This is a genomic window from Streptomyces sp. NPDC023838 (genome assembly GCF_040639555.1).
In the GTDB taxonomy this organism is placed as follows: Bacteria; Actinomycetota; Actinomycetes; order Streptomycetales; family Streptomycetaceae; genus Streptomyces.
The window spans coordinates 19,384-44,578 of record NZ_JBFAAD010000020.1; the positions used below are offsets into that span (position 1 = coordinate 19,384).

18 protein-coding genes are annotated in these 25,195 nt (G+C 72.3%); 10 read left to right on the forward strand and 8 right to left on the reverse strand.

The window, feature by feature from the left end; genetic code table 11:
* Positions 1-8: 8 nt before the first annotated feature.
* Positions 9-965: a 2-phospho-L-lactate transferase gene (cofD, locus tag AB0G17_RS23495; RefSeq protein ID WP_361386080.1), complete on the forward strand. Its 957-nt coding sequence runs from the start codon at positions 9-11 to the stop codon at positions 963-965.
* A complete protein-coding gene (locus AB0G17_RS23500) occupies positions 962-2,461 on the forward strand; it encodes a coenzyme F420-0:L-glutamate ligase (RefSeq protein WP_361386083.1) in 1,500 nt (499 codons plus the stop codon). Before cofD ends, AB0G17_RS23500 begins: the two co-directional genes overlap by 4 nt.
* Before the next feature lie 149 nt (positions 2,462-2,610).
* On the opposite strand, the gene AB0G17_RS23505 is transcribed toward AB0G17_RS23500, so the two are convergent.
* The 3 genes from AB0G17_RS23505 to AB0G17_RS23515 form a co-directional block, all read right to left on the reverse strand.
* Positions 2,611-3,642, reverse strand: a complete 1,032-nt coding sequence (locus AB0G17_RS23505) for a DNA-3-methyladenine glycosylase 2 family protein (RefSeq protein WP_361386086.1) — start codon at positions 3,640-3,642, stop codon at positions 2,611-2,613.
* 770 nt (positions 3,643-4,412) lie between these two features.
* Positions 4,413-5,495, reverse strand: coding sequence for an NDP-sugar synthase (locus tag AB0G17_RS23510; RefSeq protein ID WP_361386089.1), 1,083 nt, complete (start codon positions 5,493-5,495; stop codon positions 4,413-4,415).
* 105 nt (positions 5,496-5,600) lie between these two features.
* On the reverse strand, positions 5,601-6,911 hold the full coding sequence (locus AB0G17_RS23515; protein WP_361386092.1) for a peptidoglycan recognition protein: 1,311 nt from the start codon (positions 6,909-6,911) through the stop codon (positions 5,601-5,603).
* Between the two features lie 140 nt (positions 6,912-7,051).
* Here AB0G17_RS23515 and AB0G17_RS23520 point away from each other — a divergent pair, with 140 nt between their 5' ends.
* From AB0G17_RS23520 to AB0G17_RS23535, 4 genes are all read left to right on the forward strand, one after another.
* Positions 7,052-7,804 carry a TIGR03089 family protein gene (locus AB0G17_RS23520; protein ID WP_361386095.1) on the forward strand — a complete coding sequence of 251 codons (753 nt, stop codon included), beginning with the start codon at positions 7,052-7,054 and terminating at the stop codon, positions 7,802-7,804.
* 164 nt (positions 7,805-7,968) lie between these two features.
* Complete coding sequence (locus tag AB0G17_RS23525) at positions 7,969-9,414, forward strand: LCP family protein (RefSeq protein ID WP_361386098.1); 1,446 nt, start codon at positions 7,969-7,971, stop codon at positions 9,412-9,414.
* Positions 9,415-9,633: 219 nt separating this feature from the next.
* The gene (locus AB0G17_RS23530; RefSeq protein WP_361386101.1) at positions 9,634-11,361 is read left to right on the forward strand and encodes an LCP family protein; all 1,728 of its coding nucleotides are present in this window, start codon (positions 9,634-9,636) and stop codon (positions 11,359-11,361) included.
* 103 nt (positions 11,362-11,464) lie between these two features.
* Positions 11,465-13,183 (forward strand): LCP family protein, encoded by a 1,719-nt coding sequence (locus tag AB0G17_RS23535; protein ID WP_361386103.1) that lies wholly within the window; start codon positions 11,465-11,467, stop codon positions 13,181-13,183.
* An 84-nt stretch (positions 13,184-13,267) separates the two neighbouring features.
* Here AB0G17_RS23535 and AB0G17_RS23540 read toward each other — a convergent pair whose 3' ends face one another.
* Positions 13,268-14,278 (reverse strand): glycosyltransferase family 2 protein, encoded by a 1,011-nt coding sequence (locus AB0G17_RS23540; RefSeq protein WP_361386105.1) that lies wholly within the window; start codon positions 14,276-14,278, stop codon positions 13,268-13,270.
* Positions 14,279-14,478: 200 nt separating this feature from the next.
* Between AB0G17_RS23540 and AB0G17_RS23545 the strand changes: the two genes are divergently transcribed.
* Positions 14,479-15,864, forward strand: a complete 1,386-nt coding sequence (locus AB0G17_RS23545) for an LCP family protein (RefSeq protein ID WP_361386314.1) — start codon at positions 14,479-14,481, stop codon at positions 15,862-15,864.
* A gap of 55 nt (positions 15,865-15,919) precedes the next feature.
* Here AB0G17_RS23545 and AB0G17_RS23550 read toward each other — a convergent pair whose 3' ends face one another.
* Complete coding sequence (locus tag AB0G17_RS23550; RefSeq protein WP_361386108.1) at positions 15,920-16,444, reverse strand: acyl-CoA thioesterase; 525 nt, start codon at positions 16,442-16,444, stop codon at positions 15,920-15,922.
* A gap of 179 nt (positions 16,445-16,623) precedes the next feature.
* Between AB0G17_RS23550 and AB0G17_RS23555 the strand changes: the two genes are divergently transcribed.
* Both AB0G17_RS23555 and AB0G17_RS23560 read left to right on the forward strand, forming a co-directional pair.
* Positions 16,624-17,955 carry an LCP family protein gene (locus tag AB0G17_RS23555; RefSeq protein ID WP_361386111.1) on the forward strand — a complete coding sequence of 444 codons (1,332 nt, stop codon included), beginning with the start codon at positions 16,624-16,626 and terminating at the stop codon, positions 17,953-17,955.
* A gap of 264 nt (positions 17,956-18,219) precedes the next feature.
* On the forward strand, positions 18,220-19,497 hold the full coding sequence (locus AB0G17_RS23560) for an LAETG motif-containing sortase-dependent surface protein (protein WP_361386114.1): 1,278 nt from the start codon (positions 18,220-18,222) through the stop codon (positions 19,495-19,497).
* A gap of 68 nt (positions 19,498-19,565) precedes the next feature.
* On the opposite strand, the gene AB0G17_RS23565 is transcribed toward AB0G17_RS23560, so the two are convergent.
* The gene (locus AB0G17_RS23565) at positions 19,566-20,723 is read right to left on the reverse strand and encodes an acyl-CoA dehydrogenase (protein WP_361386117.1); all 1,158 of its coding nucleotides are present in this window, start codon (positions 20,721-20,723) and stop codon (positions 19,566-19,568) included.
* Positions 20,724-20,911: 188 nt separating this feature from the next.
* Here AB0G17_RS23565 and AB0G17_RS23570 point away from each other — a divergent pair, with 188 nt between their 5' ends.
* Positions 20,912-22,237 carry a UDP-glucose/GDP-mannose dehydrogenase family protein gene (locus AB0G17_RS23570; RefSeq protein ID WP_361386120.1) on the forward strand — a complete coding sequence of 442 codons (1,326 nt, stop codon included), beginning with the start codon at positions 20,912-20,914 and terminating at the stop codon, positions 22,235-22,237.
* Between the two features lie 2 nt (positions 22,238-22,239).
* Here AB0G17_RS23570 and AB0G17_RS23575 read toward each other — a convergent pair whose 3' ends face one another.
* Complete coding sequence (locus AB0G17_RS23575; protein ID WP_361386123.1) at positions 22,240-23,457, reverse strand: dipeptidase; 1,218 nt, start codon at positions 23,455-23,457, stop codon at positions 22,240-22,242.
* A 552-nt stretch (positions 23,458-24,009) separates the two neighbouring features.
* Entirely contained in the window at positions 24,010-25,194 is a 1,185-nt protein-coding gene (locus tag AB0G17_RS23580; protein WP_361386317.1) for a dipeptidase, read from the reverse strand.
* Position 25,195 lies beyond the last annotated feature (1 nt).

Genomic DNA, 25,195 nt, shown 5'->3' on the forward strand with positions numbered 1-25,195 from the left:
TGCTGTGCATGCGCATTGTGGTTCTGGCCGGCGGCATCGGCGGTGCCCGTTTCCTGCGCGGCCTCAAGCAGGCCGCGCCGGACGCGGACATCACGGTGATCGGCAACACCGGTGACGACATCCATCTGTTCGGGCTGAAGGTCTGCCCCGACCTCGACACGGTGATGTACACCCTGGGCGGTGGCATCAACGAGGAGCAGGGCTGGGGCAGAGCCGACGAGTCCTTCCACGTCAAGGAGGAGCTCGCGGCGTACGGGGTGGGGCCCGAGTGGTTCGGTCTCGGCGACCGCGACTTCGCGACCCACATCGTCCGTACGCAGATGCTCGGCGCGGGCTATCCGCTGAGCGCGGTCACCGAGGCGCTCTGCGCCCGCTGGCAGCCGGGCGTCCGGCTGATCCCGATGTCCGACGACCGGGTCGAGACGCATGTGGCGATCGAGACGGACGGCGAGCGGAAGGTCATCCACTTCCAGGAGTACTGGGTGAAGCTGCGGGCGTCCGTCGAGGCGACCGCGGTGGTGCCGGTCGGGGCGGAGCAGGCCAAGCCCGCGCCCGGCGTCCTGGAGGCGATCGCCGCCGCCGACGTGATCCTCTTCCCGCCGTCCAACCCGGTCGTCAGCGTCGGCACCATCCTGGCCGTCCCCGGCATCCGCGAGGCGATCGCGGAGGCGGGCGTTCCGGTGGTCGGGCTCTCACCGATCGTCGGGGACGCGCCGGTGCGGGGCATGGCGGACAAGGTGCTGGCCGCCGTCGGCGTCGAGTCGACGGCAGCGGCGGTCGCCGAGCACTACGGGTCGGGGCTGCTCGACGGCTGGCTGGTCGACACCGCCGACGGGGCCGCCGTGGACCGGGTGGAGGAGGCGGGCATCCGCTGCCGCGCGGTCCCGCTGATGATGACGGACCTGGACGCGACGGCGGCGATGGCGCGTGAGGCGCTGACGCTGGCGGAGGAGGTGCGCGCGTGAGCACCGACGCCGCGAGCTCTGACGTCACGAGCGCCCCGCCCTCGCACACCGACGCCGCGAGCTCTGACGTTACGAGCGCCACGGCCTCGCACACCGACGCCGCGGGCATCCCGCCCTCGTACACCGGCGCCACGAGCACGCCGGCTCCGTGCGCCGACTCCGCGAGCGCCCCGCCCTCGTACACCGACTCCGCGAGTGCCCCGCCCTCGTACCGCGTGCGGGCCGTCGGCGGGATACCGGAGGTGCGGGCCGGGGACGATCTCGCGAAGCTCATCGCTGCGGCCGCGCCCGACCTCGTGGACGGGGACGTCCTCCTGGTCACCTCAAAGATCGTCTCCAAGGCGGAGGGGCGGATCGTCGAGGCGACCGACCGGGAGGCGGCGATCGACGCCGAGACGGTACGGGTGGTGGCCCGGCGCGGCGCCCTGCGCATCGTCGAGAACCGGCAGGGCCTGATCATGGCCGCGGCCGGGGTCGACGCCTCCAACACTCCCGCCGGGACCGTGCTGTTGCTGCCCGAGGACCCCGACGCCTCGGCCGAGGCGATCCGCTCCGGGATCCGGGCCGCGCTCGGCGTCGAGGTGGGCGTCCTGGTGACGGACACCTTCGGGCGGCCGTGGCGCTCCGGGCTCACCGACGTGGCGATCGGCGCCGCGGGCGTGCGCGTCCTGGACGACCTGCGCGGGGGCACGGACACGTACGGCAACGAGCTGAACGCGACCGTGGTGGCCAGCGCCGACGAGCTGGCCGCCGCGGGCGACCTGGTCAAGGGCAAGGCGTCCGGCTTCCCGGTCGCGGTGGCCAGCGGCCTCGCGCACCTCGTCTCGGCGGACGCCGAGGGTGGCACCCAGGCGCTGGTGCGGGGCGCGGCCGACGACATGTTCCGCCTCGGCACCTCGGAGGCGATACGGACGGCGGTGACCCAGCGGCGTACGGTCCGCGCGTTCACGGACGAACCCGTGGACCCGGGCGCGGTGCGCCGCGCGGTGGCCGCGGCCGTCACGGCGCCGGCGCCGCACCACACCACGCCATGGCGGTTCGTGCTGCTGGAGTCCGAGGGGTCGCGGGTGCGGCTGTTGGACGCGATGCGGGACGCGTGGATCGCGGACCTGCGGCGCGACGGCAAGTCGGAGGAGTTCATCGCCAAGCGGGTCCGGCGGGGCCAAGTGCTGCGCGACGCGCCGTACTTGGTGGTGCCGTGCCTGGTGATGGACGGCTCGCACACCTACGGCGACGCGCGCCGGGACGCGGCCGAGCGCGAGATGTTCGTGGTCGCCACGGGCGCGGGCGTGCAGAACTTCCTGGTGGCGCTGGCGGGCGAGCGGCTCGGCTCGGCGTGGGTGTCGTCCACGATGTTCTGCCGCGATGTCGTACGGGAGGTGCTCGGGCTGCCCGAGAGCTGGGACCCGATGGGCGCGGTGGCGGTCGGACACCCGGCGGAGGAGCCGAAGGAGCGGGCGGGGCGGGTGGCGGATGCGTTCATCGAGGTCCGGTGAGGGGTTCGGCCGCGGAGGGTCGGCCCCTGAGGGTCCGGCCGATACGGCCGGTGAGGGACCTGGCCGGTGACGGGTCCGGCCGGTGACCGGTCCGGCCGCTGACCGGTCCGGCCGGTGACGGGTCCGGCCGCTGGGGATCCGCCGCTCGGCTAGAGCGGCGCGATGTCGCGCGGGGACAGCCGGGGCGCGCGGCGGGGCGGGGTGCGGCCGCTGAGCAGGATCAGCCGGGCGGCGCGGTGGCGCTGACCGGCGTACGGGGCGAGGAGCTCCAGCATCGCGGCGTCGTCGGCGGTACGGTCGCCGGCCAGGGCGTACCCGACGATGCCCGGCAGATGGAAGTCCCCGACGCTGACCAGGTCGGGGGCGCCCATCGCGCGCTGCAGCGTCTCGGCGCTGGTCCAGGGGCCGATGCCGGGGACGAGGTGGAGCCGGGCCGCGGCCGCCTCCGGGGTGAGCGCGGCGGCCTCCTCCAGGCGGCGGGCCACGCGTACCGCGCGCAGGATCGTCGAGGAGCGCTTGGCGTCCACGCCGGCGCGGTGCCACTCCCAGGACGGGATCAGGGCCCAGGTCCTGGGGTCGGGCATGACGTACATACGGGCGGGGGCCGGGCCCGGGGCGGGCTCGCCGTACTTGCTCACCAGCAGCCGCCAGGCGCGGTACGCCTCGTCCGTGGTGACCTTCTGCTCCAGGATCGAGGGGATCAGCGACTCCAGGACCAGACCGGTCCGGGTCAGGCGCAGGCCGGGGCGGAGGCGGGCGGACTCGGCGAGGAGTCGGTGGCGGGGGGCGAACTCCTCCGGGGCGTCCGCGTCCCCGAGGAGCGCCGGGAGGTGCCCGAGCAGCCACTCGGCGCCCGGGCCCCACGCCTCGGCCTCCGCCCGGCCGGCGCGCATCGCCACGCGGAGGGTGCCGGGGCCGTCGGGGGTGCGGGAGGTGCGCCAGGCCGAGCCGTCGGGGGTGGTGCGGAAGGTGGGGTCGGCGGGGCCCCTTCGCAGGGGGCCCAGGACCAGGGCGAGGTCCAGGGGGCCGGGGGGTGTGTAGTGGCGGGTCGCCTTCGCCGTCGCCTTCGCCGTCGCCTTCGCCGTCACCGCGCGGGTGGGCTGGACGGGGGTGGGTAGGGGGACGTGGCCGCCGCGCACGGTGGTGCGGGTGGGGGTACGGGGGTTGAAGCGGCCGGCCACGCCTTCGAGACTACTGGTCCTTTTCCCCACCCCGCCCCTTCCCTGCCGCGACATGCGCGGCTCCGCCGCGTGGCCTGGGCGGGCGGCCGGGTGGGGGCCGGGGTCCGCCTGCTGGGGGCTCCGCCCCCAGACCCCACCGCGGGGCTACGCCCCGGCGCCCCCGTTCACCTGCAGGCCGGTGGGGGCTCGTCGCGCAGTTCCCCGCGCCCCTTAGGCAACCGGGGCTGCACGCACCCGCGCGGCGAAGCCACATACGTCACAGCCCCGCACCCCTGAAAACCTGGCCGGTCGTCGAGTGCAGGTCCGCTTCGGCCGGTCGCGCAGTTCCCCGCGCCCCTGAGGCGACTAGGCAACTGGGGCCGGACACGCCCGCGCGGCGAAGCCGCATACGCCACAGCCCCGCGCCCCCTAGGCAACTCGGGCCGGACGCACCCGCGCACCGAAGCCACATACGTCACAGCCCCACGCCCCCGGCAACCCGGAGCCGGACGCACCCGCGCGGCGAAGCCGCACGTGGCCCCTCAACCCCCGTGGGTGTCTGCCGCACCGGGCAGGCTCAGCCCCAACCCCCCAGGGGCACGGGGAACTGCGTGACCGGCCACACACAACCCGCAGACAAACAGGGGCCCGGGGCGGAGCCCCGGGGGCAGGAGTAGGGGCCGCAGGCCCCGCGGAGGGGCCCTGGGCGGAGCCCCGGGGGGCAGGTGTGGCGGTCGCGGGCCCCGGAGGGGCCCCCGGGCGTAGCTTCCCCGGGAGGGCGCCTGCGGGGGTTACTCGTCCGGGGTGAAGCGGAGGGCTGCGGGCGGGATGGTCGCGTCGCACCACACCCGTATCCCCTCGCGGAGCTCGTTGTCCGGGCCCACCCGCGCGCCGTCGCCGATCACCGCGCCGTCCAGCACACAGCGCGCCCCGACCACCGCGCCCGCGCCGATCAGGGAATCCGTGATCACCGCGCCCGGCTCGACCACCGCGTCCGCCAGGACCGTGCTGCCGGTGATGCGGGCGCCCGCGCCGATCACCGCGCGCTCCCCGACCACCGTCCCGCCGGTGAGCTTGGCGTCCGGGGCCACACTGGCGCCGGGCAGGACGAGGCGGTCGCCGCAGCGGCCCGGCACCGCCGGGGACGGGGCCCGGCCCAGGACCAGGTCGGCCGAGCCCCGGACGAAGGCCTGCGGGGTGCCCAGGTCCAGCCAGTACGTGGAGTCCACCATGCCCTGGAGGTGGGCCCCCGCCGACAGGAGGCCCGGGAAGGTCTCTCGTTCCACCGATACCGGGCGGCCCGCCGGGATCTCGTCGATCACCGAGCGTCGGAACACGTACGCCCCCGCGTTGATCTGGTCGGTGACGATCTCCTCCGGGGTCTGCGGCTTCTCCAGGAAGGCCTCGACCCGGCCCTCGGAGTCCGTCGGGACCAGGCCGAACGCCCTGGGGTCCGCCACCCGCGTCAGGTGCAGGGAGACGTCCGCCCCGGAGACGGAGTGCGTGGTGACCAGGGCCTCGATGTCCAGGCCCGTCAGGATGTCGCCGTTGAAGATGAGCACCGGGTCGTCCGGCCCCGAGTCCAGCCGCGACGCCACGTTCCTGATCGCGCCGCCGGTGCCCAGCGGCTCCACCTCCGTCACGTACTCCAGGCGCAGCCCGAGCTCCGAGCCGTCGCCGAAGTACGGTTCGAAGACCTCGGCCAGATAGGACGTCGCCAGCACGATGTGCTCCACGCCCGCCGCCCGCGCCCGGGCCAGCTGGTGGGTGAGGAACGGGACGCCCGCCGCCGGGATCATCGGCTTGGGCGTGTGCACCGTGAGCGGGCGCAGCCGCGTGCCCTTGCCGCCGACCAGGAGGATCGCTTCAGTCACCTGTCGTCTCTGCTTCCTGCTGGGGCCGGGCGGAATCGCTGGTTCAACTATGGCCGGCCAGTTTATGCAGACGGGTCGCGCCCGGTCCGTACGCCCCCGGCCGGGTCAGCGCCGGCCCTGGAGCCGGGCCGAGGACGACCGGGCCTTGCCGAGCTTCTTGTAGAGGCGCGCCCCCGGGCAGTCGGTGGCGAAGCCGTCGCGGTGTCCGGAGATGACGTTGAGCCTGACGCTTCGCCCCTTGCGGTAGAGATTCCCGCCGCCGGACGTGAGATGCGTGGTGCCCTTCGGATTCACCCCGTACAGGCCGAGCTTCCAGGCCGTCAGCCGGGCGAGCGCGTCGAGGGCGGCGGCGGACGGGTTGGCGGAGCTGTACGTTCCGATGACCGCGACGCCCATGGAGTTGGTGTTGAAACCGAGCGTGTGCGCCCCCAGGACGGGCTTGGCCACACCTCCCGCGCGGCCTTCGTAGATGTTGCCGCACTTGTCGACGGCGAAGTTGTAGCCGATGTCGCGCCAGCCGCTGCTGAGGACGTGGTAGCGGTAGATGCCGCGCAGGATGGAGGGCGCCTGTGAGCAGCGGTAGTTGTTGCCGGACGCCGTGTGGTGCACGAAGGCGGCCTTGACCTGGTCGGTGTACACGTAACCGCCCTCGCGCAGGTTCTCGTCGGCGCCCCAGCCGTGGCGCGTGATGATGCGCGGGCGCGGGCCGATGTACGGGCGGGCCGCGGCGGCGCCGCGCGCCCCGGGCGACAGGGCCCGGTCCTGAGCCGGCTCTGCCCCCTCCTGCTCTGCCCCCTCCTGCTCCGCCTCGTCCGCCGCCCCCGTTCCGTCCGGGTCCTCGCCCGGGTCGACCAGGTCGATGTGCAGGCCCCGGGGCAGCGCGTCCGGCGTCGACCGGCCGGTCCCGGCCATGTCCGGCCGTACGCGCACCTGGACGCCGTCCGAATGGCCCACCCACAGCGGGGCGGTGGCGCCGTGGATGCGCGCGCCTTCGGCTTCGCGGGTGCCGGGGTCGGGGGCGTGCTCCTGGTTGTGGGTGTCGACGTCCTGCCAACCGGACCAGGTACGGGAGCCGACGGCCCGGGTGCGGACCTGGACCGTGCCGCGGAGTTCGGCCCTCGCGTCGTCCCAGACCACGCCGAGCAGGGAGAACGGTTCCGTGTTCCGCTCCGGCAGCCCCTGGGCGCGGGCCGCGCCCAGCGTCCGGTCGGTCGCCCCCAGCGGCGCGAGCGGCAGCGACTGGGTCGACCCGGCCAGTTCGGTGGAAGCGGCAGCAGACGAGGACGACGAGGAAGTGGACGCGGGCGCGGGCGCGGACGTGGACGGCGAAGCGGACGCCGGGCTCGCCACGGCGAGCGGCAGGGCGAGTGCGGTGGCGCACGCGACCGAGATCGAGGATGCAAGGAGTGCACGCATGCTGACGATCATGGACATACGCGTATAAGTCTGTCCATCCCAGAACCGCCCCGGAACTGACGGGCCGTCGGCCGAACCGGTGTACGCGGACGGCGCTCTCCCCCGGGCGCGCCGCGCGCCCCCACCCGTACGCTTGCCGCGTGAACGCCAGCGACCGCACCCCCGCCGACCTGCTGCGATCCGCGCTCGCCGCGGACCCGGCCCGCCCCCTCGTCACCTTCTACGACGACGCCACCGGCGAACGCGTGGAACTCTCGGTGGCCACCTTCGCCAATTGGGTGGCCAAGACCGCCAATCTGCTCCAGGGCGACCTCGGCGCCGCGCCCGGCGACCGGCTCGCGCTGCTGCTGCCCGCGCACTGGCAGAGCGCCGTCTGGCTGCTCGCCTGCCACTCCGTCGGCGTGGTCGCCGAGGTCGGCGGCGACCCGGCGGGCGCGGACCTCGTGGTGGCGGGGCCGGACGCGCTGGACGCGGCCCGCGCCTGCTCCGGCGAGCGGGTGGCGCTCGCGCTGCGCCCGCTCGGCGGCCGCTTCCCGCAGCCGCCCGCCGGGTTCCAGGACTACGCGGTCGAGGTGCCCGGCCAGGGCGACCGGTTCGCGCCGTACGCCCCGGTCGACCCGGCCGGGCCCGCGCTCGCCGTGGACGGCGCCGAGCTGACCGCGGCCGGGCTCGTGGAGCGCGCCCGCGCCGACGCGGCGGCCCTGGGCCTGGAGCCCGGCTCGCGGCTGCTGTCGGCGCTCCCGTACGACAGCTGGGAGGGGCTGGCGCGCGGCCTGTACGCGCCGCTGGCCTCGGGCGGCTCGGTGGTCCTCTGCCGCAACCTCGGCCAACTGGCCGACGGCGGGCTGGAGAAGCGGATCGAGAGCGAACGGGTCACGCACCGGGCGGTGTGACCATCGCCCCGACGCCACCCTTGTGGCCCACAGCGGGCCGAGTCCCTTGGGTCCCGGCGCCAACTCCGGTGGATGATCGGCGGTACGCCACACAACCAAGCGCGCGCGACGACCGTCTACCGGGGTGCCCGGGCGGCTTTCCGCCCGCCGCCGACCCGTGAAGGATGGACGCCGACGTGACCGACAGCCCGCCCCCCGAGCCCGACCACCGGGCCGGGGACGAGCCACGACCGGACACGCCGACACCGGACGACACACCGGTCCCGGACGACACACCGGCCCCCGGCGACACACCGGTCCCGGACGACACGCCCGGCGAGGCGCCGAACGGCACACCGGCCGCGGACGAGACACCGGCCCCGGACGAAGCGCCCAGCGAGGCGCCGAACGACACACCGACGCCGGAGGAGACCCCGACTCCGGACGACACGCCCGGTGAGGGCCAGGGCAACCGCCGTCGCCATTGGGTGCGTTGGACCGCCCTCGGGGTCTCCTGCCTCGTGCTCGCCGCCGCCGGTACCGGCTGGTGGTTCTACAAGAAGCTCGACAACAACATCCGCACGGACACCACGGCCGCCGCCGAGCTGGAGCGCTACGACAAGGAGCGCCCCCCGCCCGGCGCGGGCAACGCGCAGAACCTGCTGCTCATCGGCTCGGACTCGCGCTCGGGCAGCAACAGCGCGTACGGCCGCGACGACGGCGGGAGCCAGCGCTCGGACACCACGATCCTGCTGCACCTCGCGGCGGACCGGAAGTCCGCCACCGCCGTCTCGCTGCCGCGCGACCTGATGGCGGACGTCCCGGACTGCCTCAAGCAGGACGGCGCCCGCACCAGGGCCCAATTCAGGCAGTTCAACGAGGCGTTCGAGGTCGGCGGCGCCGCTTGCACCATCCGTACGGTGGAGAAGCTCACCGGAATCCGGGTCGATCACCACATGGTCGTCGACTTCAGCGGCTTCAAGGACATGGTGGACGCGGTCGACGGCGTCGAGGTCTGTCTCAAGGAGCCGGTGGACGACCGGCAGGCGCATCTGAAGCTCCCGGCGGGCCGCCAGACGCTCCACGGCGAGCAGGCGCTGGGATTCGTCCGTGCCCGGCACGGCTTCGGTGACGGCAGCGACACCGAGCGCATGGACCGCCAGCAGCAGTTCCTCGGCTCGCTGGTGCGCAAGGTGCAGAGCAATGGCGTGCTGCTCAATCCGACCCGGCTCTATCCGGTGCTCGACGCGATGACGAAGTCGCTCACCACCGACCCGGGGCTGAATTCCCTGAAGGATCTGTACGACCTGGTGCGCGGGATGCGTGGAATCCCGACCGAGAAGGTGCAGTTCCTCACCGTGCCCCGCAAGCCGTACGTGTACGACACGAACCGCGACGAGCTGGTCCAGCCGGCCGCGCGGCTGCTGTTCCAGCAGCTGAGGGATGACCGGCCGCTCCAGGTGGCGCCGACCGGAGGCGTGGAGAAGGACAAGGGGGACGGGAATGCGCGGACGGGGAGTCCGGAGGGGTCGGACGGCTCGTCGTCGGACGACAAGCCCGATGATCCGGTTTCGCCGAGCCCGGCACCGACGTACTCGGGTTCGAATGCCGCCGTGGGCATGTGCGGGTAAAGCGTGTGCCAACGGAGAAGAGGCGGGGATGCGGATTGGGCGGATTGCCCGGTTGTAAGGGGCGTGGAATTTGTCACGGCCGTCGCTCTTCGCTCAACTGGACAGATAGTGTGACGCGACCCGTGCTTGTGGCCACCGTGGCCGCGCACTGCAGGATCGAATGACTGAGCGCTTTGGGGGAAGTGACTCGCGTGGCACCGACGGAGGACTAAGGCAACCGTGGATGCGCAGAGCCGTGGGCGGGCGGAAGAAGTCGACCCGGCAGACCAGTGGGTGCTCAACCCGCAGACGGGCAATTACGAATTGCGACTGAGTCCTTCCGGACCGCAGTCGTCGCCGTCGGCAGGTACTCCCCCGCGCAGAACCACGGCCCCCGGCAGAGGCGGCCCGTCCCGTCGTGACGCCTCCCGTCGTGACGTCCCCGGCCAGCGCGACAACCGCCGCTCGGGCAACACCCAGGACGGCCCCCAGGCAGCCGCCGGCCGGCGCAAGCGCAAGCCCAAGGCGTCCCGCAAGAAGAAGGTGCTGCTGTGGACGGGCGGGGTGATGGGGTTCATCCTCGTCGCCGGCTCGACCGGCGCGTACCTGCTCTACCAGCACTTCAACAACAACCTGAACACCGTGGACGTCGGTGACGCGGGCAGCAAGCACGCCACCTCCGACGGACCGGTCAACATCCTGATCATCGGTACGGACAAGCGCACCGGCAAGGGCAACGAGGGGTACGGCGACAAGGGCAGCGAGGGCCACGCCGACACCAACATCCTCTTCCACGTCTCCAAGGACCGGACGAACGCGACCGCGCTGTCCATCCCGCGCGACCTGGTCACCAACATCCCCGAGTGCCCGACCAAGCAGAAGGACGGCACCACCAAGACGGTGCGGTCCGAGACGAACGTGCGCTTCAACACCAGCCTGGGCCAGGAGGGCCGCGACCCGGGCTGCACCATGCGTACGGTCAAGGAGCTCACCGGGCTGAGCGTCGACCACTTCATGATGGCCGACTTCAACGCGGTCAAGGAGCTGTCGACGGCCGTCGGCGGCGTCAAGGTGTGCCTGGCCAAGCCGGTGAACGACCCCAAGTCGCACCTCAAGCTCCCGGCCGGCGTCTCCAAGATCAAGGGCGAGCAGGCCCTGGCGTTCGTACGGACCCGGCACAGCTTCGGCAACGAGAGCGACCTGGACCGGATCAAGCAGCAGCAGCAGTTCCTCAGTTCGATGATGCGGCAGATGAAGTCCGACTCGACGCTGAGCAGCCCGACCAAGATGTACGGGCTCGCGAACGCGGCGACCAAGGCGCTCACGGTCGACTCGGGGATAGGGTCGATCAAGAAGCTGACCAGCCTCGCGCAGGACCTCAGCAAGGTCGATCTGAAGAACGTCACCTTCACGACCGTTCCGGTCATCGACAATCCGGCGGACGGCAAGGTGCACAAGACCGTCGTCGTCGACCCGGTCAAGGCGCCGCAGGTGTTCAGCATGATGCGCTCGGACGTGTCCTTCACCGAGGTGAAGAAGAAGGAGAGCGAGGCCAAGGACGCCCAGGCGGCGCTGCTCAAGGGCGCCCGCGCCCAGGCGTCCGCCGTGCGCGTCCAGGTACTCAACGGCGGCGCGGTGGCGGGCTCCGCCTCCCAGACGCTGCTGTGGCTGCAGAACACCAAGGGCGTGCTGAAGTCGGACAACGGCGGCAACGCCCCGGCGAAGCTGACGGCCACCACGCTGGCCTACGCGCCCAACCAGGCGGACCAGGCACGTAAACTCGCCGATCTGATGGGCTTGCCCGCGACCGCGCTGAAGCCCGGGACCCAGGACGCGGTGGGCAGGACGCCGATGGTGCTCACCCTCGGCGCGGACTTCAAGGGCGCCGGAATTCCGATCGCCGCTCCGGCCAAGGCGCCCGAGGGCATCCAGAAGGTCGAAGCGGACAAGTCGGTGTGCGCCAAGTGACACCCGTACGCAACTGATGCGTACGCGACTGACGTGTGCCAAGTGACAACAGGTTTCCGGCCCTCGCGGGCTGCGGAGACCACCTGAGACAGGGGGTATTGGGGTGGGGCAGAACAGCGTGCGCGGGGAGGGAACGCGGCCGCGGCGCGTCCAAAACGCCGATCAGCTCGGCTGGGACGAGTCGCTCTACGGCGAGGAGGCGGGCGACGGCAAGCCGCCCGCCCCGCGCTCGTCCGGCGACGGGCCGGGCGACGGCAAGGGCGCACCCGAGAAGGAGACGGCCGCCGACGGCAGCGGCCACCGGCGCGGCGGTCCGCGCAAACGGGTGAAGAAGAAGGGCAAAAGACGCATACTGCGCTGGGTCGCCTCGACGCTCGCCCTGCTCATACTCGGCACGGCCGGCGCCGGATACCTGTACTACCAGCACCTCAACGGCAACATCCGCAAGGGTGACCGCAGCGCGGGCGGCTCCAACGCCAAGAAGTCCGCGGCCAACGCCGACGGCCAGACCCCGCTCAACGTCCTGCTGATCGGCTCCGACAGCCGCGCGGGCGACGAGAACGTCAAGCTCGGCGGCGCCAGGGACACCGCGGGCGACCCGCCGCGGGCCGATGTGCAGATGCTGATGCACGTCTCAGCGGACCGCAAGAGCGCCTCGGTGGTCTCCATTCCGCGCGACACCCGCGTCGACATCCCGTCGTGTGTGGACCCGAAGACCAAGAAGACCATGCCGGCCACCAACACCCTCATCAACGAGGCGCTGGGCCGGGGCGGCGCGGGCTGTGTCCTGGACACCTGGGAGAAGCTCACCGGCGTCTACATCGACCACTGGATGATGGTCGACTTCTCGGGCGTGGTGGCGATGGCGGACGCGGTCGGCGGCGCCGACGTGTGCGTCAAGCAGAACGTGTACGACGGGCCCAAGCCCAAGGTGCCCGGCGGCTCGCACCTGCGGCTGACCGCCGGCACGCACCCGGTCAAGGGCGAGCAGGCGCTCCAGTGGCTGCGCACCCGGCACGCCTTCGAGAGCGACTTCGGCCGGGCCAAGGCCCAGCACATGTACCTCAACTCGGTGATCCGCCAGCTGAAGAAGCAGAACGCGTTCACCGACACCGGCCGGATCATGGGCCTCGCCGAGACCGCCACCAAGTCGCTCCAGGTCTCCCGCGAGCTCGGCACGGTCAAGAAGCTCTACGACCTCGCCATGGAGCTCAAGAGCGTTCCCACGGAACGCATCAACATGCTGACCATGCCGCGGATCGAGGACTACAAGAACAGGGACCACGCCCTTCCGAAGCCCGGCGCGGCCGACGCGCTGTGGTCGATGCTGCGCGAGGACAAGCCGCTCGACAAGAAGGACGACGGCCCGGCCAAGCCGGAGAACAAGGGCCCGGCGCCCACCCCGGCCGGCTCGCTCGCGCTCAGCGTCGTCAACGGCACCGGCGTCAACGGCGCGGCGCCCACCCAGAAGCGGGCGTCCACGGTCTCCGACACCCTGAAGAACAAGGGCTTCTACAAGGCGAAGGCCTCCGACACCCGCGGCTCGTCCTCGGTCACCACGCTCACGTACCCCAAGAGCGCGGGCGCGCAGGGCAAGGCCGACGCGATGTCGGTGGCCACGGCGATGGAGCTGCCCTCCAGCGCGGTGAAGGTCTCCGCCGACGTCTCCACGCTGACCCTCACCGTCGGCGCCGACTGGCGCACCGGCGCCACGTACCCGAAGCAGGCCGCCGAGAACAGCGACCCGCTGAAGGACACGGAGAACGTGAACGGCGCCAGCAAGTCGGACTGCATGGACGTGTACTGGCCCTACCGCTGGTAGGCGCGGGTTCCGCGTACGCGAAAGGGGGCGCCCGGTGCTGTGAAGCACCGGGCGCCCCCTTTCGTACGTATTACGTACGCGAGGTCAGACCTTGACCGCCGGGCGGCGGCTCGCGATGACCTTCTTGGCGAGCGCCTTCGGGCTGGTCAGGAAGCCGTAGCCCCACGACATGTGCATCGTGGCGAGCGCCACCGGGATCTGGAGGCGGGCCTTGAGCGGCAGCCCCTTGCCCGCCGGGAGCGAGCCCGCCGCGATCGCGGCGAGGTAGCCGGCCGGGATCACGAAGCCCACCGGGGTGAGCACCGCGCCCACCACGACGCCCGCCGCGATCGCGCAGACGGCGGTCGGCGGGGCGAGGTAGCGCAGGTTGAGGGAGCCCTCGTGGTAGCGGGCGACGACGTGGCGCCAGCGGCCGTAGTCCTTGTACTGCTTGGCCAGGGCGCGCACGCTCGGGCGCGGGCGGTACTGGACCTTCAGCTCGGGCGAGAACCAGATCAGGCCCCCGGCCTCGCGGATGCGGAAGTTCAGCTCCCAGTCCTGGGCGCGGATGAACTCCTCGTTGTAGCCGCCCTGTTGCTCCAGGGCCTCGCGCCGGAAGACGCCCAGGTACACCGTCTCGGCCGGGCCCGCCGCGCCGCCGGTGTGGAAGGCCGCGTTGCCGACGCCGATCTTCGACGTCATGGCGGCCGCGACCGCGTCCTCCCAGGCGTTCTCGCCCTCGGCGTGCATGATGCCGCCGACGTTCTGCGCGCCGGTCTCCTCCAGGAGGCGGACGGCGGTGGCGATGTAGTTCGGGGAGAGCATGCCGTGGCCGTCGACCCGGACCACGATCGGGTGACGGGAGGCCTTGATGGCCGCGTTCAGGGCCGCCGGCGTGCGCCCGGTGGGATTGGGGACGGTGTGGACGCGGGGGTCTTCCCGTACCAGCTCGGCGGCGATCTCGTCGGTGCGGTCCGTGGACGGGCCGAGCGCGATCACCACCTCCATCTCGCCGTCGTACTCCTGTTCCAGGATGTGGCGGACCGAGTTGCGCAGATGCCGCTCCTCATTGAGGACCGGCATGATCACGGAGACAGCGGGGTGCGTGGCGTTCATCGTGGTTCACGTTACCGCGAACGGGGGACAGCGTTGCGCGCGGCCGGGGCGGCGCCGGTTGTCGCAGATCGTATGGGCCTACCGTGCCACCTGTCCCCCTTTCGCCCGCGGAGGTCCCCGTGCCCACGCCGCCCCGCTCCCGTTCCCCCCGTACCGACCGGCCCCGCAGCAGACAGCAGGACGAGCGGCCCCGCTGGGGCATGCGGATGGCGACGACCTTCTCGGTCCTCGTGCTCGGCGCGGGCGGGGTCGGCCATGCCGTGGTGACCAGTCTGGACGGCGGGATCGGGCGGGTGGACCCGTTCAAGGACATGAAGAACCGGCCGCAGGCGGGGCACGGCACCAACATCCTGCTGGTCGGCACGGACGGCCGGGACACGGTCACGCCCGAGGAGAAGCAGAAGTACCGCCTGGGCGGGGCGCCCTGCCACTGCACCGACACGATGATGATCGTGCACATCTCGGCGGACCGGAACCGGGCGAGCGTGGTGAGCATCCCGCGCGACAGCTGGGCGGAGGCCCCCGAGCACACCGACCAGAACACCGGCGAGCACCACAACCAGCACCCCGTGAAGATCAACGCGGCGTACGCGGAGGGCGGGCCCGCGCTGACGGTGCGCACGGTGGAGCACATGACCGGCCTCAAGATGGACCACTATCTGGAGGTCGACTTCACCAGCTTCATGAAGACGGTGGACGTGCTCGGCGGGGTGCAGATCTGCACGGCCCGGCCGATGACGGACTCGTACACCGGGCTCGACCTCCCGGCGGGCACGCACCAGCTCGACGGCGGGCAGGCGCTCCAGTACGTACGCTCCCGGCACACCGACGGGTCGGCGGACCTGGGCCGGATGCAGCGCCAGCAGAAGTTCATGGCGGCGCTGATCCACACGGCGACCGGGTCCGGCGTGCTGATGAACCCGGTGCGCTTTCGCGAGGTCGCCTCGACGCTGCTGTCGTCGGTCCGCGCGGACCAGGGGTTCGGGGCGGAGGAGATCCTCTCGCTCGGGAAGACGATGCGGGGCTTCTCTCCCGCGTCGTCGGAGTTCGCGACCGTGCCGATCGGGCAGATGAGCTTTCCCGTGAAGGGGATCGGCTCGACGGTGAAGTGGGACGCGGCGAAGTCGAGGAAGCTCTTCTCCGAGCTGCGCGAGGACCGGCCGCTGGCGCGGAGCGGGGTGAGCGGGCAGCAGGACGGCAAGGGCCACGCGCCCGGCGCGATGGTCGAGGTGGCGCCGGACCGGATCCGGGTGCAGGTCTACAACGGCACCCGTACGGACGGGCTGGGCCGCCGAGTCGACGACGCGCTGCGCGCCACGGGCTTCAGGACGACGGGGACGCCCATGGCGGGCGGCACCCGCGACCTGCCGCACACGCTCGTCGAGTACGACCCGCGCTGGGACCGCTCGGCGCGGTCCCTGGCGGCGGCCCTGCCCGGCGCGGAGCTCCGCCCGGTCAAGGGCCTCGGCCCCACGATGAAGGTGACGGCGGGCACGGACTTCAAGGCGGTGCGGCCGGTACGGGCGGAGGCGGCGGGGGCGGGCGAGTTCGAGACGGTACGGGGGGACGAGGCGGTGTGCCCGTAGGGCTTCAGGGCTGCGGGGCGCGGCCGGGGACGACACACCCGCAAGCGGCGGCCGGCTAGTCGTCCAGCCCCTCGGAGGCTCGCTTCTCGCGGAGCTCCAGGATCGCCCGGCGGCGGGCCAGGCGGTGGGTGCGGCGGATCTGGGCCTCCTGGTAGCGCCGCTCGTCCCGCTCCGTCTCCGGCAGCACCGGCGGCACCGTCCGCGGCTTGCCGTCCGCGTCGACCGCCGCGAAGACCAGGTACGCGGAGCCGACCTGCTGGGCCGGGGTGGACTCGTTCCAGCGCTCGGCCAGGACCCGCACGCCGACCTCCATCGAGGACCGGCCGGTCCAGTTGACCTGGGCCTTCACATGGACCAGGTCCCCGACCCTGACCGGCATCAAGAACGCCATCTCGTCCATGGAAGCCGTGACCGCCGGGCCCCCGGAGTGCCGTCCGGCGACCGCCCCCGCCGCGTCGTCCACCAGCTTCATGATCACGCCACCGTGCACCGTGCCCAGCAGGTTCGTGTCATGGGCGGTCATGATGTGGCTCAGGGTGGTACGGGACGCCGAGGTCGGCTTGCCCGGAAGATCAGTCATACCGCCCAGCTTATGCGCGGCCGCCCCTGTGCTCATGGCGTGCCCGTCACGCGTACGGCGTGCCCGTCACGCGTACGGCGTGCCCGTCACGCGTACATTGCATCAGCTGTGCAACAGCCCGGACCCAGATCCCCACCCGGCCTGTCAGACACGCGGGGGACCCGTGCATGCTTGACGGCATGAACGACGGATGGTCTGACGACGACCGCGGCGAGCGCTACGGCCGCGGCAGCTCCGCCGCGCAGCCGGAGGGCCCGCGCGTGATGCGACACGTGCAGCGGCCCGTGGGCTCCGCGCCCGCGCGCCCGCAGCGCCCGGTCCCGCCGCAGCAGCCCTCGTACGACGACGGGCCCGGTTACGGACAGCAGCAGTACGGCAACGGTGTGCCCGCGCCCGGCGCGTACGACAGCGGCTACAGCGACGGCCAGGTCTACGGCAGCCCGGCCGGACGCGGCCCCGGCGGTCCCGGCGGCCGCGGTACGGGCGGGCCGGGCGGCCCGGGCGCGGCGAGTGCCCCCGCCAGGCCGCGGCCGAACTGGAAGCGCCGCATCATGATCGGCTCGGCGGTCCTGGTGGTCGCTGTGGTCGGCGTCTCCGTCGGCACGTACTTCTGGGCCGACGGCAAGGTGCGCCGCGAGGTGGACCTGTCGAAGGTCATCGACCGCCCCGGCGACGGCAAGGGCACCAACTACCTCATCGTCGGTTCGGACTCCCGCGACGGGCTCTCCAAGGACGAGAAGAAGAAGCTGCACACCGGCTCCGCCGAGGGCAAGCGGACCGACTCGATGATGATCCTGCACACCGGTGACAACGGGAACACGATGATCTCGCTGCCGCGCGACTCGTGGGTGCAGATCCCCAGCTTCAAGGGCTCCCAGTCCGGCAAGCTGTTCCCGGCCAAGGGCCACAACAAGCTGAACGCGGCATACGCGATGGACGGCCCCGAGCTGCTGGTGCGCACGATCGAGGCCAACACCGGGCTGCACATCGACCACTACGCCGAGATCGGCTTCGCGGGCTTCGCGAACATCGTGGACGCGGTCGGCGGCGTCGAGATCGACATCCCGCAGGACATCAAGGACAGGGACTCGGGCGCCGACTTCAAGAAGGGCAAGCAGACCCTCGACGGCCAGCAGGCCCTCGCCTTCGTCCGCAACCGCCACGGGTACGCGGCGGGCGACCTGGAGCGCACCAAGAACCAGCAGCGCTTCCTTTCGGCCCTCGCCGCGCAGACGGCGACCCCGACGACCGTGCTCAACCCGTTCAAGCTGTACCCGGTGATGGGCGCGGGCCTGGACACGCTGATCGTCGACAAGGACATGAGCCTGTTCGACCTGGGCGACATGTTCTGGGCGATGAAGGGCGTCACCAGCGGCGGCGGCACGTCGATGAACATGCCGATCTCCGGCAACGGCCCGCAGACCTCCCTGGTGTGGGACAGCGCGAAGGTCAAGCAGCTGGTGAACGAGCTGAACAACGACCAGAAGGTCACGGTGACTTCATCGCGCTGACGCTCCGTCAGGAAGTCGCTCCGTCAGGAAGACGCTCCGTCAGGAAGTGCCGGACGCGACAAGACTCACAGAGAAACCACAGCGAACTGCACAACTGCCCGCCAATGCCCCGCTTTGCCCGCCCCTCCGGCGGACAGGGCGGGGCTTTTGGCGTAAAGAAAGCCCTGTAAGCGCCCCTTGTCCGGGTCATACGATCACCGGTATCCACGCTTTCCCTCATTCAGCTTTCCTCGGACCGAGAATCTGACCCAGAAAAGGGCTCAAGTGAACATTCGCCGTGCTCTGGCGACGGCCGTCGCCGCCGCTGTGACCGCGCCCGTGGTGATCCTGTCGGCCGGACCCGCGCTCGCCGACACCAAGCCGGCCGCGCAGGCGCAGACGCAGAAGAAGCCGACCGTCGAGGAGTTGGAGAAGGCCGCCGCCGCGGCGAAGAAGGCGTACGAGGACGCGCAGGCCAAGGAGAAGGCGGCGCGCAAGGTCCTGGACGACCTGGACTCCCCCGCCAACCCCCTCCGGGCCGCGTACGTGGCCGCGGACAAGGCGGCGGACAAGGCGACCGCCGACAAGGCCGTCGCCGACAAGGCGCTCACCGACGCCCAGTTCGAGCTGGAGAAGCTGCCCGCCGACGCGACGCCGGAGGACCGGGACGCCAAGAAGAAGGCGGTCGACGAGGCGAAGAAGGCCGCCGAGAAGGCAGCCCTCGACCAGACCCGGGCCAAGGCCGACCTCAAGGCCGCCGACGACGCCCTGGACGACGCCCGGGTCAAGGCGGCGCAGGAGATCGACAAGGCGCAGAAGGAGGTCGCCAGGGCCCTCGCCGCGAAGGAGGCCGCCGACAAGGCGCTCGCCGACGCGAAGAAGGAGGCCGAGGACCCGACCTGCGACTACACCGCGAAACTCACCACGGTCGCGACCGGCCTGCCCTCGAAGATCGTCGCGGGAACGACCACCGACTTCTCGCTCCGGGTCGCCAACGGCACGGGCCGCACGCTCGACAAGGTCTGGCCGTTCACGTACCTCCACGCGACCGACAAGAGCGGCTACAAGGTCACCGACGACCTGCTGCACCTGCAGTGGTCCACGGCCGCCTCGGGCGGCTGGAAGGACCTCGACAAGGTGCACCGCACGGGCGTCATCACCAACCTGCGCGACGGCGGCCACGTCGACGTCAAGCTCCGCCTCAAGGTCGACGCCAAGGCCCCGGCGGGCCCGGGCCTGGCGTTCGTCGCCGGTGACTACAAGAACGCCGACGGCTCGTGCGGCGGATCGCCCGACCTGACCGAGTACGGCTTCGAGATCCTCGCGGCCGGCGCCAAGCCCGGCCAGGTCGACCCGGCCAAGCCCGGCAAGGGCAAGGCGAACACCCCGGACAACAAGCCGCAGGGCACGACGTCCAGCACCCCGCTGAACCCCACCACCGGCACCCTCGCCGCCACCGGCTCCTCCTCCGCCACCCCCAAGCTCGCCCTCGCGGGCGGCGCGGCGGTAGTGGCCGGCGCGGGCGCGCTCCTGGCCGTCCGCCGCCGCCGCACCGACGGCTGAGCAGGACCCCCGGACACGCGTCGGGCCCGTATCCGCGCCACACGGATACGGGCCCGACGCGCTTGCGGCTACGGCAGGTTGCGCGCCATGACGATGCGCTGGACCTGGTTCGTGCCCTCGTAGATCTGGGTGATCTTGGCGTCGCGCATCATGCGCTCGACCGGGTAGTCGCGGGTGTAGCCGTAGCCGCCGAGGAGCTGGACGGCGTCCGTGGTGGCCTCCATCGCGACGTCCGAGGCGAAGCACTTCGCCGCCGCGCCCAGGTAGGTCAGGTCCGCGTCGCCGCGCTCCGAGGCCGCGGCGGCCTGGTACGTGAGGGCGCGGGCGGCCGAGATCTTCATCGCCATGTCGGCGAGCATGAACTGGATGCCCTGGAAGTCGGCGATCGGCTTGCCGAACTGCTTGCGCTCCTTGACGTAGCCCTTGGCGTAGTCGAGGGCGCCCTGGGCGATGCCGAGGGCCTGGGCCGCGATGGTGATGCGGGTGTGGTCCAGGGTCTTCATCGCCGTGGCGAAGCCGGTACCCTCCTCGCCGATCATGCGGTCGGCGGGGATGCGCACGTTGTCGAGGTAGACCTCGCGGGTCGGGGAGCCCTTGATGCCGAGCTTCTTCTCCGGGGCGCCGAAGGAGACGCCGGGGTCCGACTTCTCGACCACGAAGGCGGAGATGCCCTTCGAGCGCTTCTCCGGGTCGGTGACGGCCATCACCGTGTAGTAGTCGGAGACGCCCGCGTTGGTGATCCAGCGCTTCACGCCGTTGAGGACCCAGAAGTCGCCGTCGCGGACCGCGCGGGTCTTCATGCCCGCCGCGTCCGAGCCCGCGTCCGGCTCCGAGAGGCAGTACGAGAACATCGCGTCGCCCTTGGCCAGCGGGCCCAGGTACTTCTTCTTCAGCTCCTCGGAGCCGGAGAGGATCACCGGGAGCGAGCCGAGCTTGTTCACGGCCGGGATGAGGGAGGAGGACGCGCAGACGCGGGCCACCTCCTCGATCACGATGACAGTGGCGAGCGCGTCGGCGCCGGCGCCGCCGTACTCCTCGGGGACGTGGACCGCGTGCAGGTCGTTGGCGACCAGCGCGTCCAGCGCCTCCTGCGGGAAGCGGGCCTCCTCGTCGACCTCGGCCGCGAACGGCCCGATCTTCGCCTCGGAGAGCGAGCGGATCGCGTCGCGGAGCATGTCGTGTTCTTCGGACGGGCGGTACAGGTCGAAATCAGCCGTTCCGGCCAAGGTGACTCACTCCCCAAGGGCGCTAACTACCGTTAAGTAACCTCAATTTTAGTGGGGTGTACGGCTCGGGGCATACGTGAGTTTGACGACAGCCCCCGACCTGGTGTTCCGGTGCGGATCACGGGCCCCGCCAGGCCCGGACTATGCTCGGGCAGCGCCCTCAAGCCCGTACCTTTCAGGAGTACCGCATGGCCCTCAAGATCACTGTGATCGGCACCGGATACCTCGGGGCCACCCACGCCGCGGCCATGGCGGAGCTGGGATTCGAGGTGCTCGGCCTCGACGTCGTCCCCGAGAAGATCGAGATGCTGGCGCAGGGGCGCGTGCCCATGTACGAGCCGGGCCTGGAGGACCTGCTGCGCAAGCACGTCGCCGGGATCGACGGGTCCAGCGGGCGGCTGCGCTTCACCACCTCCTGGGAGGAGGCCGGCGCCTTCGGCGATGTGCACTTCGTCTGTGTGAACACCCCGCAGAAGCACGGCGAGTACGCGTGCGACATGTCGTACGTCGACTCCGCCTTCGGGTCGCTGGCGGCGCATCTGCGCGAGGGCGCGCTGGTGGTGGGGAAGTCGACCGTGCCGGTCGGGTCCGCCGCCCGGCTCGCCGCGACCCTGCCCGAGGGCGTGGAGCTGGCCTGGAACCCCGAGTTCCTGCGCGAGGGCTTCGCCGTGAACGACACCCTGCACCCCGACCGGATCGTGGTCGGCGTGGAGAGCGAGCGGGCCGAGAAGCTGCTGCGCGAGGTGTACGCGACCCCGGTCGGCGAGGGCTCCCCGTTCGTGGTGACCGACTTCCCGACCGCCGAGCTGGTGAAGACCTCCGCGAACTCCTTCCTGGCCACCAAGATCTCGTTCATCAACGCCATGGCCGAGGTGTGCGAGGCCGCGGACGGGGACGTGGTGAAGCTCGCCGAGGCCATCGGGCACGACGAGCGGATCGGGAAGAAGTTCCTGCGGGCCGGGATCGGTTTCGGCGGCGGCTGTCTGCCCAAGGACATCCGCGCGTTCATGGCGCGGGCCGGCGAGCTCGGCGCCGACCAGGCGCTCACGTTCCTGCGCGAGATCGACTCCATCAACATGCGCCGCCGCGGCCAGATGGTCGAGATGGCGCGGGAGGCGCTCGGCGGCGGGTCCTTCCTCGGCAAGCGGGTGGCCGTGCTGGGCGCGACCTTCAAGCCGGACTCCGACGACGTACGCGACTCGCCCGCCCTCAACGTGGCCGGGCAGATCCACCTCCAGGGCGGCCAGGTCACCGTCTACGACCCCAAGGGCATGGACAACGCCCGCCGTCTCTTCCCCACCCTCGGGTACGCGGACACCGCCCTGGACGCGGTCCGGGGCGCGGACGTGGTGCTCCACCTCACCGAGTGGCGCGAGTTCCGCGAGCTGGACCCGGCCGCGCTGGGCGAGGTGGCCGATGCCCGGATCGTGCTGGACGGGCGGAACGCGCTGGACGCGGTGAAGTGGCGCGAGGCGGGCTGGACGTTCCGGGCGATGGGGCGCCCGCGGGCATAGCACTACCGGGGGTCGAGGTCCTCGATGGTGGCGGTGGAGGGGCCGCGCCGGGGCTGGGCCGCGCGGGCGGCGAAGTCCACGTCGCGGATGACCCGGGCGAGGTTGCCCCAGGTCAGCGCGGCGAGATCGGTGTCGTCCCAGCCGCGGTCGATCAGCTCGGCGAGCAGGACGGGGTAGCAGGAGGCGTCCTCCAGGCCGACCGTGCGCGGGGCGTCCCCCGTCAGGCCGTACCCGCCCGAGAGGCCGATGTGCTCCGGCCCGACCACGTCGCGCAGGTGCTGGATGTGGTCGGCGACGTCCTCAGTGCAGGCGGGCCGTCCGGCCCGGGCGACCTGCGCGGGGGCGAAGCTCACCAGACACACCCCGCCGTTCTCCGGGAGCCCGGCGACGAGCTCGTCGGTCACATTGAGCGGGTGGTCGGTCAGGGCGCGGGCGGACGAGCGGGTGAAGATCAGCGGCGCGTTGGCGGCGCCGAGGATGTCGCGGGCGGTCTCGGGAGCGGCGCCGGACAGGTCGATGAGCATGCCGAGCCGGTTGAACTCCCGTACGGCCTCCTGCCCGAAGCGGGTCAGGCCGGTGCGGGTCCAGCTCGTGGTGGCGGTGAGGGCGACCGCGCGTACGCCGAGGGCGTGGTACGCCCGGACCGTGCCCAGCGAGTCGCCCAGCGCGTGGGCGGCGACGGGCCCGAAGAGCGACGCGATACGGCCGTGGTTACGGGCGTCGGCGAGGTCCCCGACGGCCTGCGCGAGCCGCAGCCCCTCCGGGCAGGCGTCGACGAGCGTACGGATCCGGTCGACGCGCTCCAGGGTGGCGCTGACGGGGTCCGGGCAGTCGGCGGGGACCATCAGCGACCAGAACTGCGCGCCGACGCCGCCGTGCCGAAGCCGGGGGATGTCGGTGTCGAGCGAACTCTCCCCGAGCTCGACGTCGTGCCACGGGGTGTTCACGAGCACCTGGGCGAGGGTGTTGTAGCCGTCGGCGACGGGGTGTTCGCGCAGGAGGGCGGTGACACGGGCGCGGACGTCCGGGTCGAGGGGGTCGGGGGGTGCGTCGGCCTGCGGCCCGTGGGTGGGCGCGGGCGCGGGACCGGCGGTGGGCGCGGCCGCGGACCCGGGCGCGGGTTCTTGGGCCTCGGCCCGGGGGGTGGGCTCGGGCCTGGGTCGGTCCGGTGCGCCTATCGCGGCGGTGGGGGCGTCGGGCTCGTCCTGCAGATCTGCCATGACGGTCTCCCGGTTCGGCATCGACGACGGCAGTACGGCCACGATCACACGTCGACGGCGCCAGGTCACGACGACCGTGGCGTTCGGGGGAGCCCCCGCCCCCCTGCCGGGGCTACGCCCCGGGCCCCTTGGTCCGTCTGCGGACCGTGCATGGCTGGTCGCGGCCCCGCGCCCCTTATAGGGCCGGTGTTCATCTGCGGACCGGTGGGGGCTGGTCGCGCCCACGCGGCGGAGCCGCACATGTCACAGCGCCGCGCCCCTGAAGATCCGGCCGTCGATTGTCTGCGGGTTCGTTTGGGCTGGTCGCGCCCACGCGGCGGAGCCGCACATGTCGCGGCCCCGCGCCCCTGAATGCGCCCCTTCGGGGCGCCCAGGGGCTGCCGCGCAGCGGCATTCAAGGGGCGCGGGGAACTGCGCGACCAGCCCCCACCGGCTCGCAGACGAACAGGGACCCGGGGCGGAGCCCCGAAAGCGGGGTGCAGGGGCCGCAGGCCCCGCCCGGGGGCCGGGGGCGCAGCCCCCGGGAAACGCGCCCTCGGCCGGCCGGGGGGCCTAACCGTCCAGGGACTCCCGCGTCGCGTTCGACGGCCCCCGGCGGGACCGCTCGTCCCGCCCCACCGCCTCCGCATCCCGCAGCACCCGCACCGCGTTCCCCCACGTCAGCTTCGCCACGTCCCCCTCCGACCAGCCGCGGCTGAGGAGCTCGGCGATCAGGTTGGGGTAGCCGGAGACGTCGTCCAGGCCGGACGGGGTGAACGCCGTGCCGTCGAAGTCGCCGCCGATGCCGATGTGGTCGATCCCGGCGACCGCCCGCATGTGGTCGAGGTGGTCCGCCACCGTCACCACGGTCGCGACCGGGCGCGGGTGCGCCGCCTCGAAGGCCGCGTGCAGCGCCATCGCCTCCGGCGAGGTGTCCAGCGCGTGCAGCCCGTGCGCGCGCAGGTTCTCGTCCGCCGCCGCCGTCCACTCCACCGCCGCCGGCAGGATGAACTTCGGGACGAAGGTCACCATCGCCACTCCCCCGTTGGAGGGGAGCAGCCCCAGCACGTCGTCCGGCACGTTGCGCGGGTGGTCGCACACCGCCCGCGCCGAGGAGTGCGAGAAGATCACCGGCGCCGACGACGTCGACAGCGCGTCCCGCATCGTCGTCGCCGCCACGTGCGAGAGGTCCACCAGCATGCCGAGGCGGTTCATCTCGCGGACCACCTCGTGGCCGAACGGGGACAGCCCGCCGACCCCCGGCGCGTCCGTCGCCGAGTCCGCCCAGGCGGTGTTGTCGTTGTGGGTGAGCGTCATGTAACGCACGCCCAACGCGTACAACGCCCGCAGCGTGGCGAGGGAGTTGTTGATGGAGTGGCCGCCCTCCGCGCCCTTGAGCGAGGCGACGCGGCCCTCCCCCCGCGCCTTCTCCATGTCGTCCGCCGTCAGCGCCCCGGCCAGGTCCCCGGGGTAGCGCGCGATCAGCTGGTCCACGCAGTCGATCTGCTCCAGCGTCGCGCTGACCGCCTCGTCGCCCGCCAGGTCCGTACGGACGAACACCGACCAGAACTGCGCGCCGACGCCGCCGGCCCGCAGCCGGGGGATGTCGGTGTGCAGGTGGCCGGTCTGGTCCTGGCCCACGTCACGGCGCGCCAGGTCGTAGCGGACCTGCTGGCGCAGCGCCCAGGGCAGGTCGTTGTGGCCGTCGACGACGGGGTGCTGGGCCAGCAGCGTACGGGCCCGCGCGAGGTGGTCCACC

Coding starts and splice junctions, on each gene's coding strand:
- cofD (WP_361386080.1), top strand. CDS start 9: ATGCGCATTGTGGTTCTGGCCGGCGGCATCGGCGGTGCCCGTTTCCTG.
- AB0G17_RS23515 (WP_361386092.1), bottom strand. CDS start 6,911: ATGCGTGCACTCCTTGCATCCTCGATCTCGGTCGCGTGCGCCACCGCA.
- AB0G17_RS23525 (WP_361386098.1), top strand. CDS start 7,969: ATGGACGCCGACGTGACCGACAGCCCGCCCCCCGAGCCCGACCACCGG.
- AB0G17_RS23540 (WP_361386105.1), bottom strand. CDS start 14,278: ATGAACGCCACGCACCCCGCTGTCTCCGTGATCATGCCGGTCCTCAAT.
- AB0G17_RS23545 (WP_361386314.1), top strand. CDS start 14,479: ATGCGGATGGCGACGACCTTCTCGGTCCTCGTGCTCGGCGCGGGCGGG.
- AB0G17_RS23550 (WP_361386108.1), bottom strand. CDS start 16,444: ATGACTGATCTTCCGGGCAAGCCGACCTCGGCGTCCCGTACCACCCTG.
- AB0G17_RS23555 (WP_361386111.1), top strand. CDS start 16,624: ATGAACGACGGATGGTCTGACGACGACCGCGGCGAGCGCTACGGCCGC.
- AB0G17_RS23570 (WP_361386120.1), top strand. CDS start 20,912: ATGGCCCTCAAGATCACTGTGATCGGCACCGGATACCTCGGGGCCACC.
- AB0G17_RS23575 (WP_361386123.1), bottom strand. CDS start 23,457: ATGGCAGATCTGCAGGACGAGCCCGACGCCCCCACCGCCGCGATAGGC.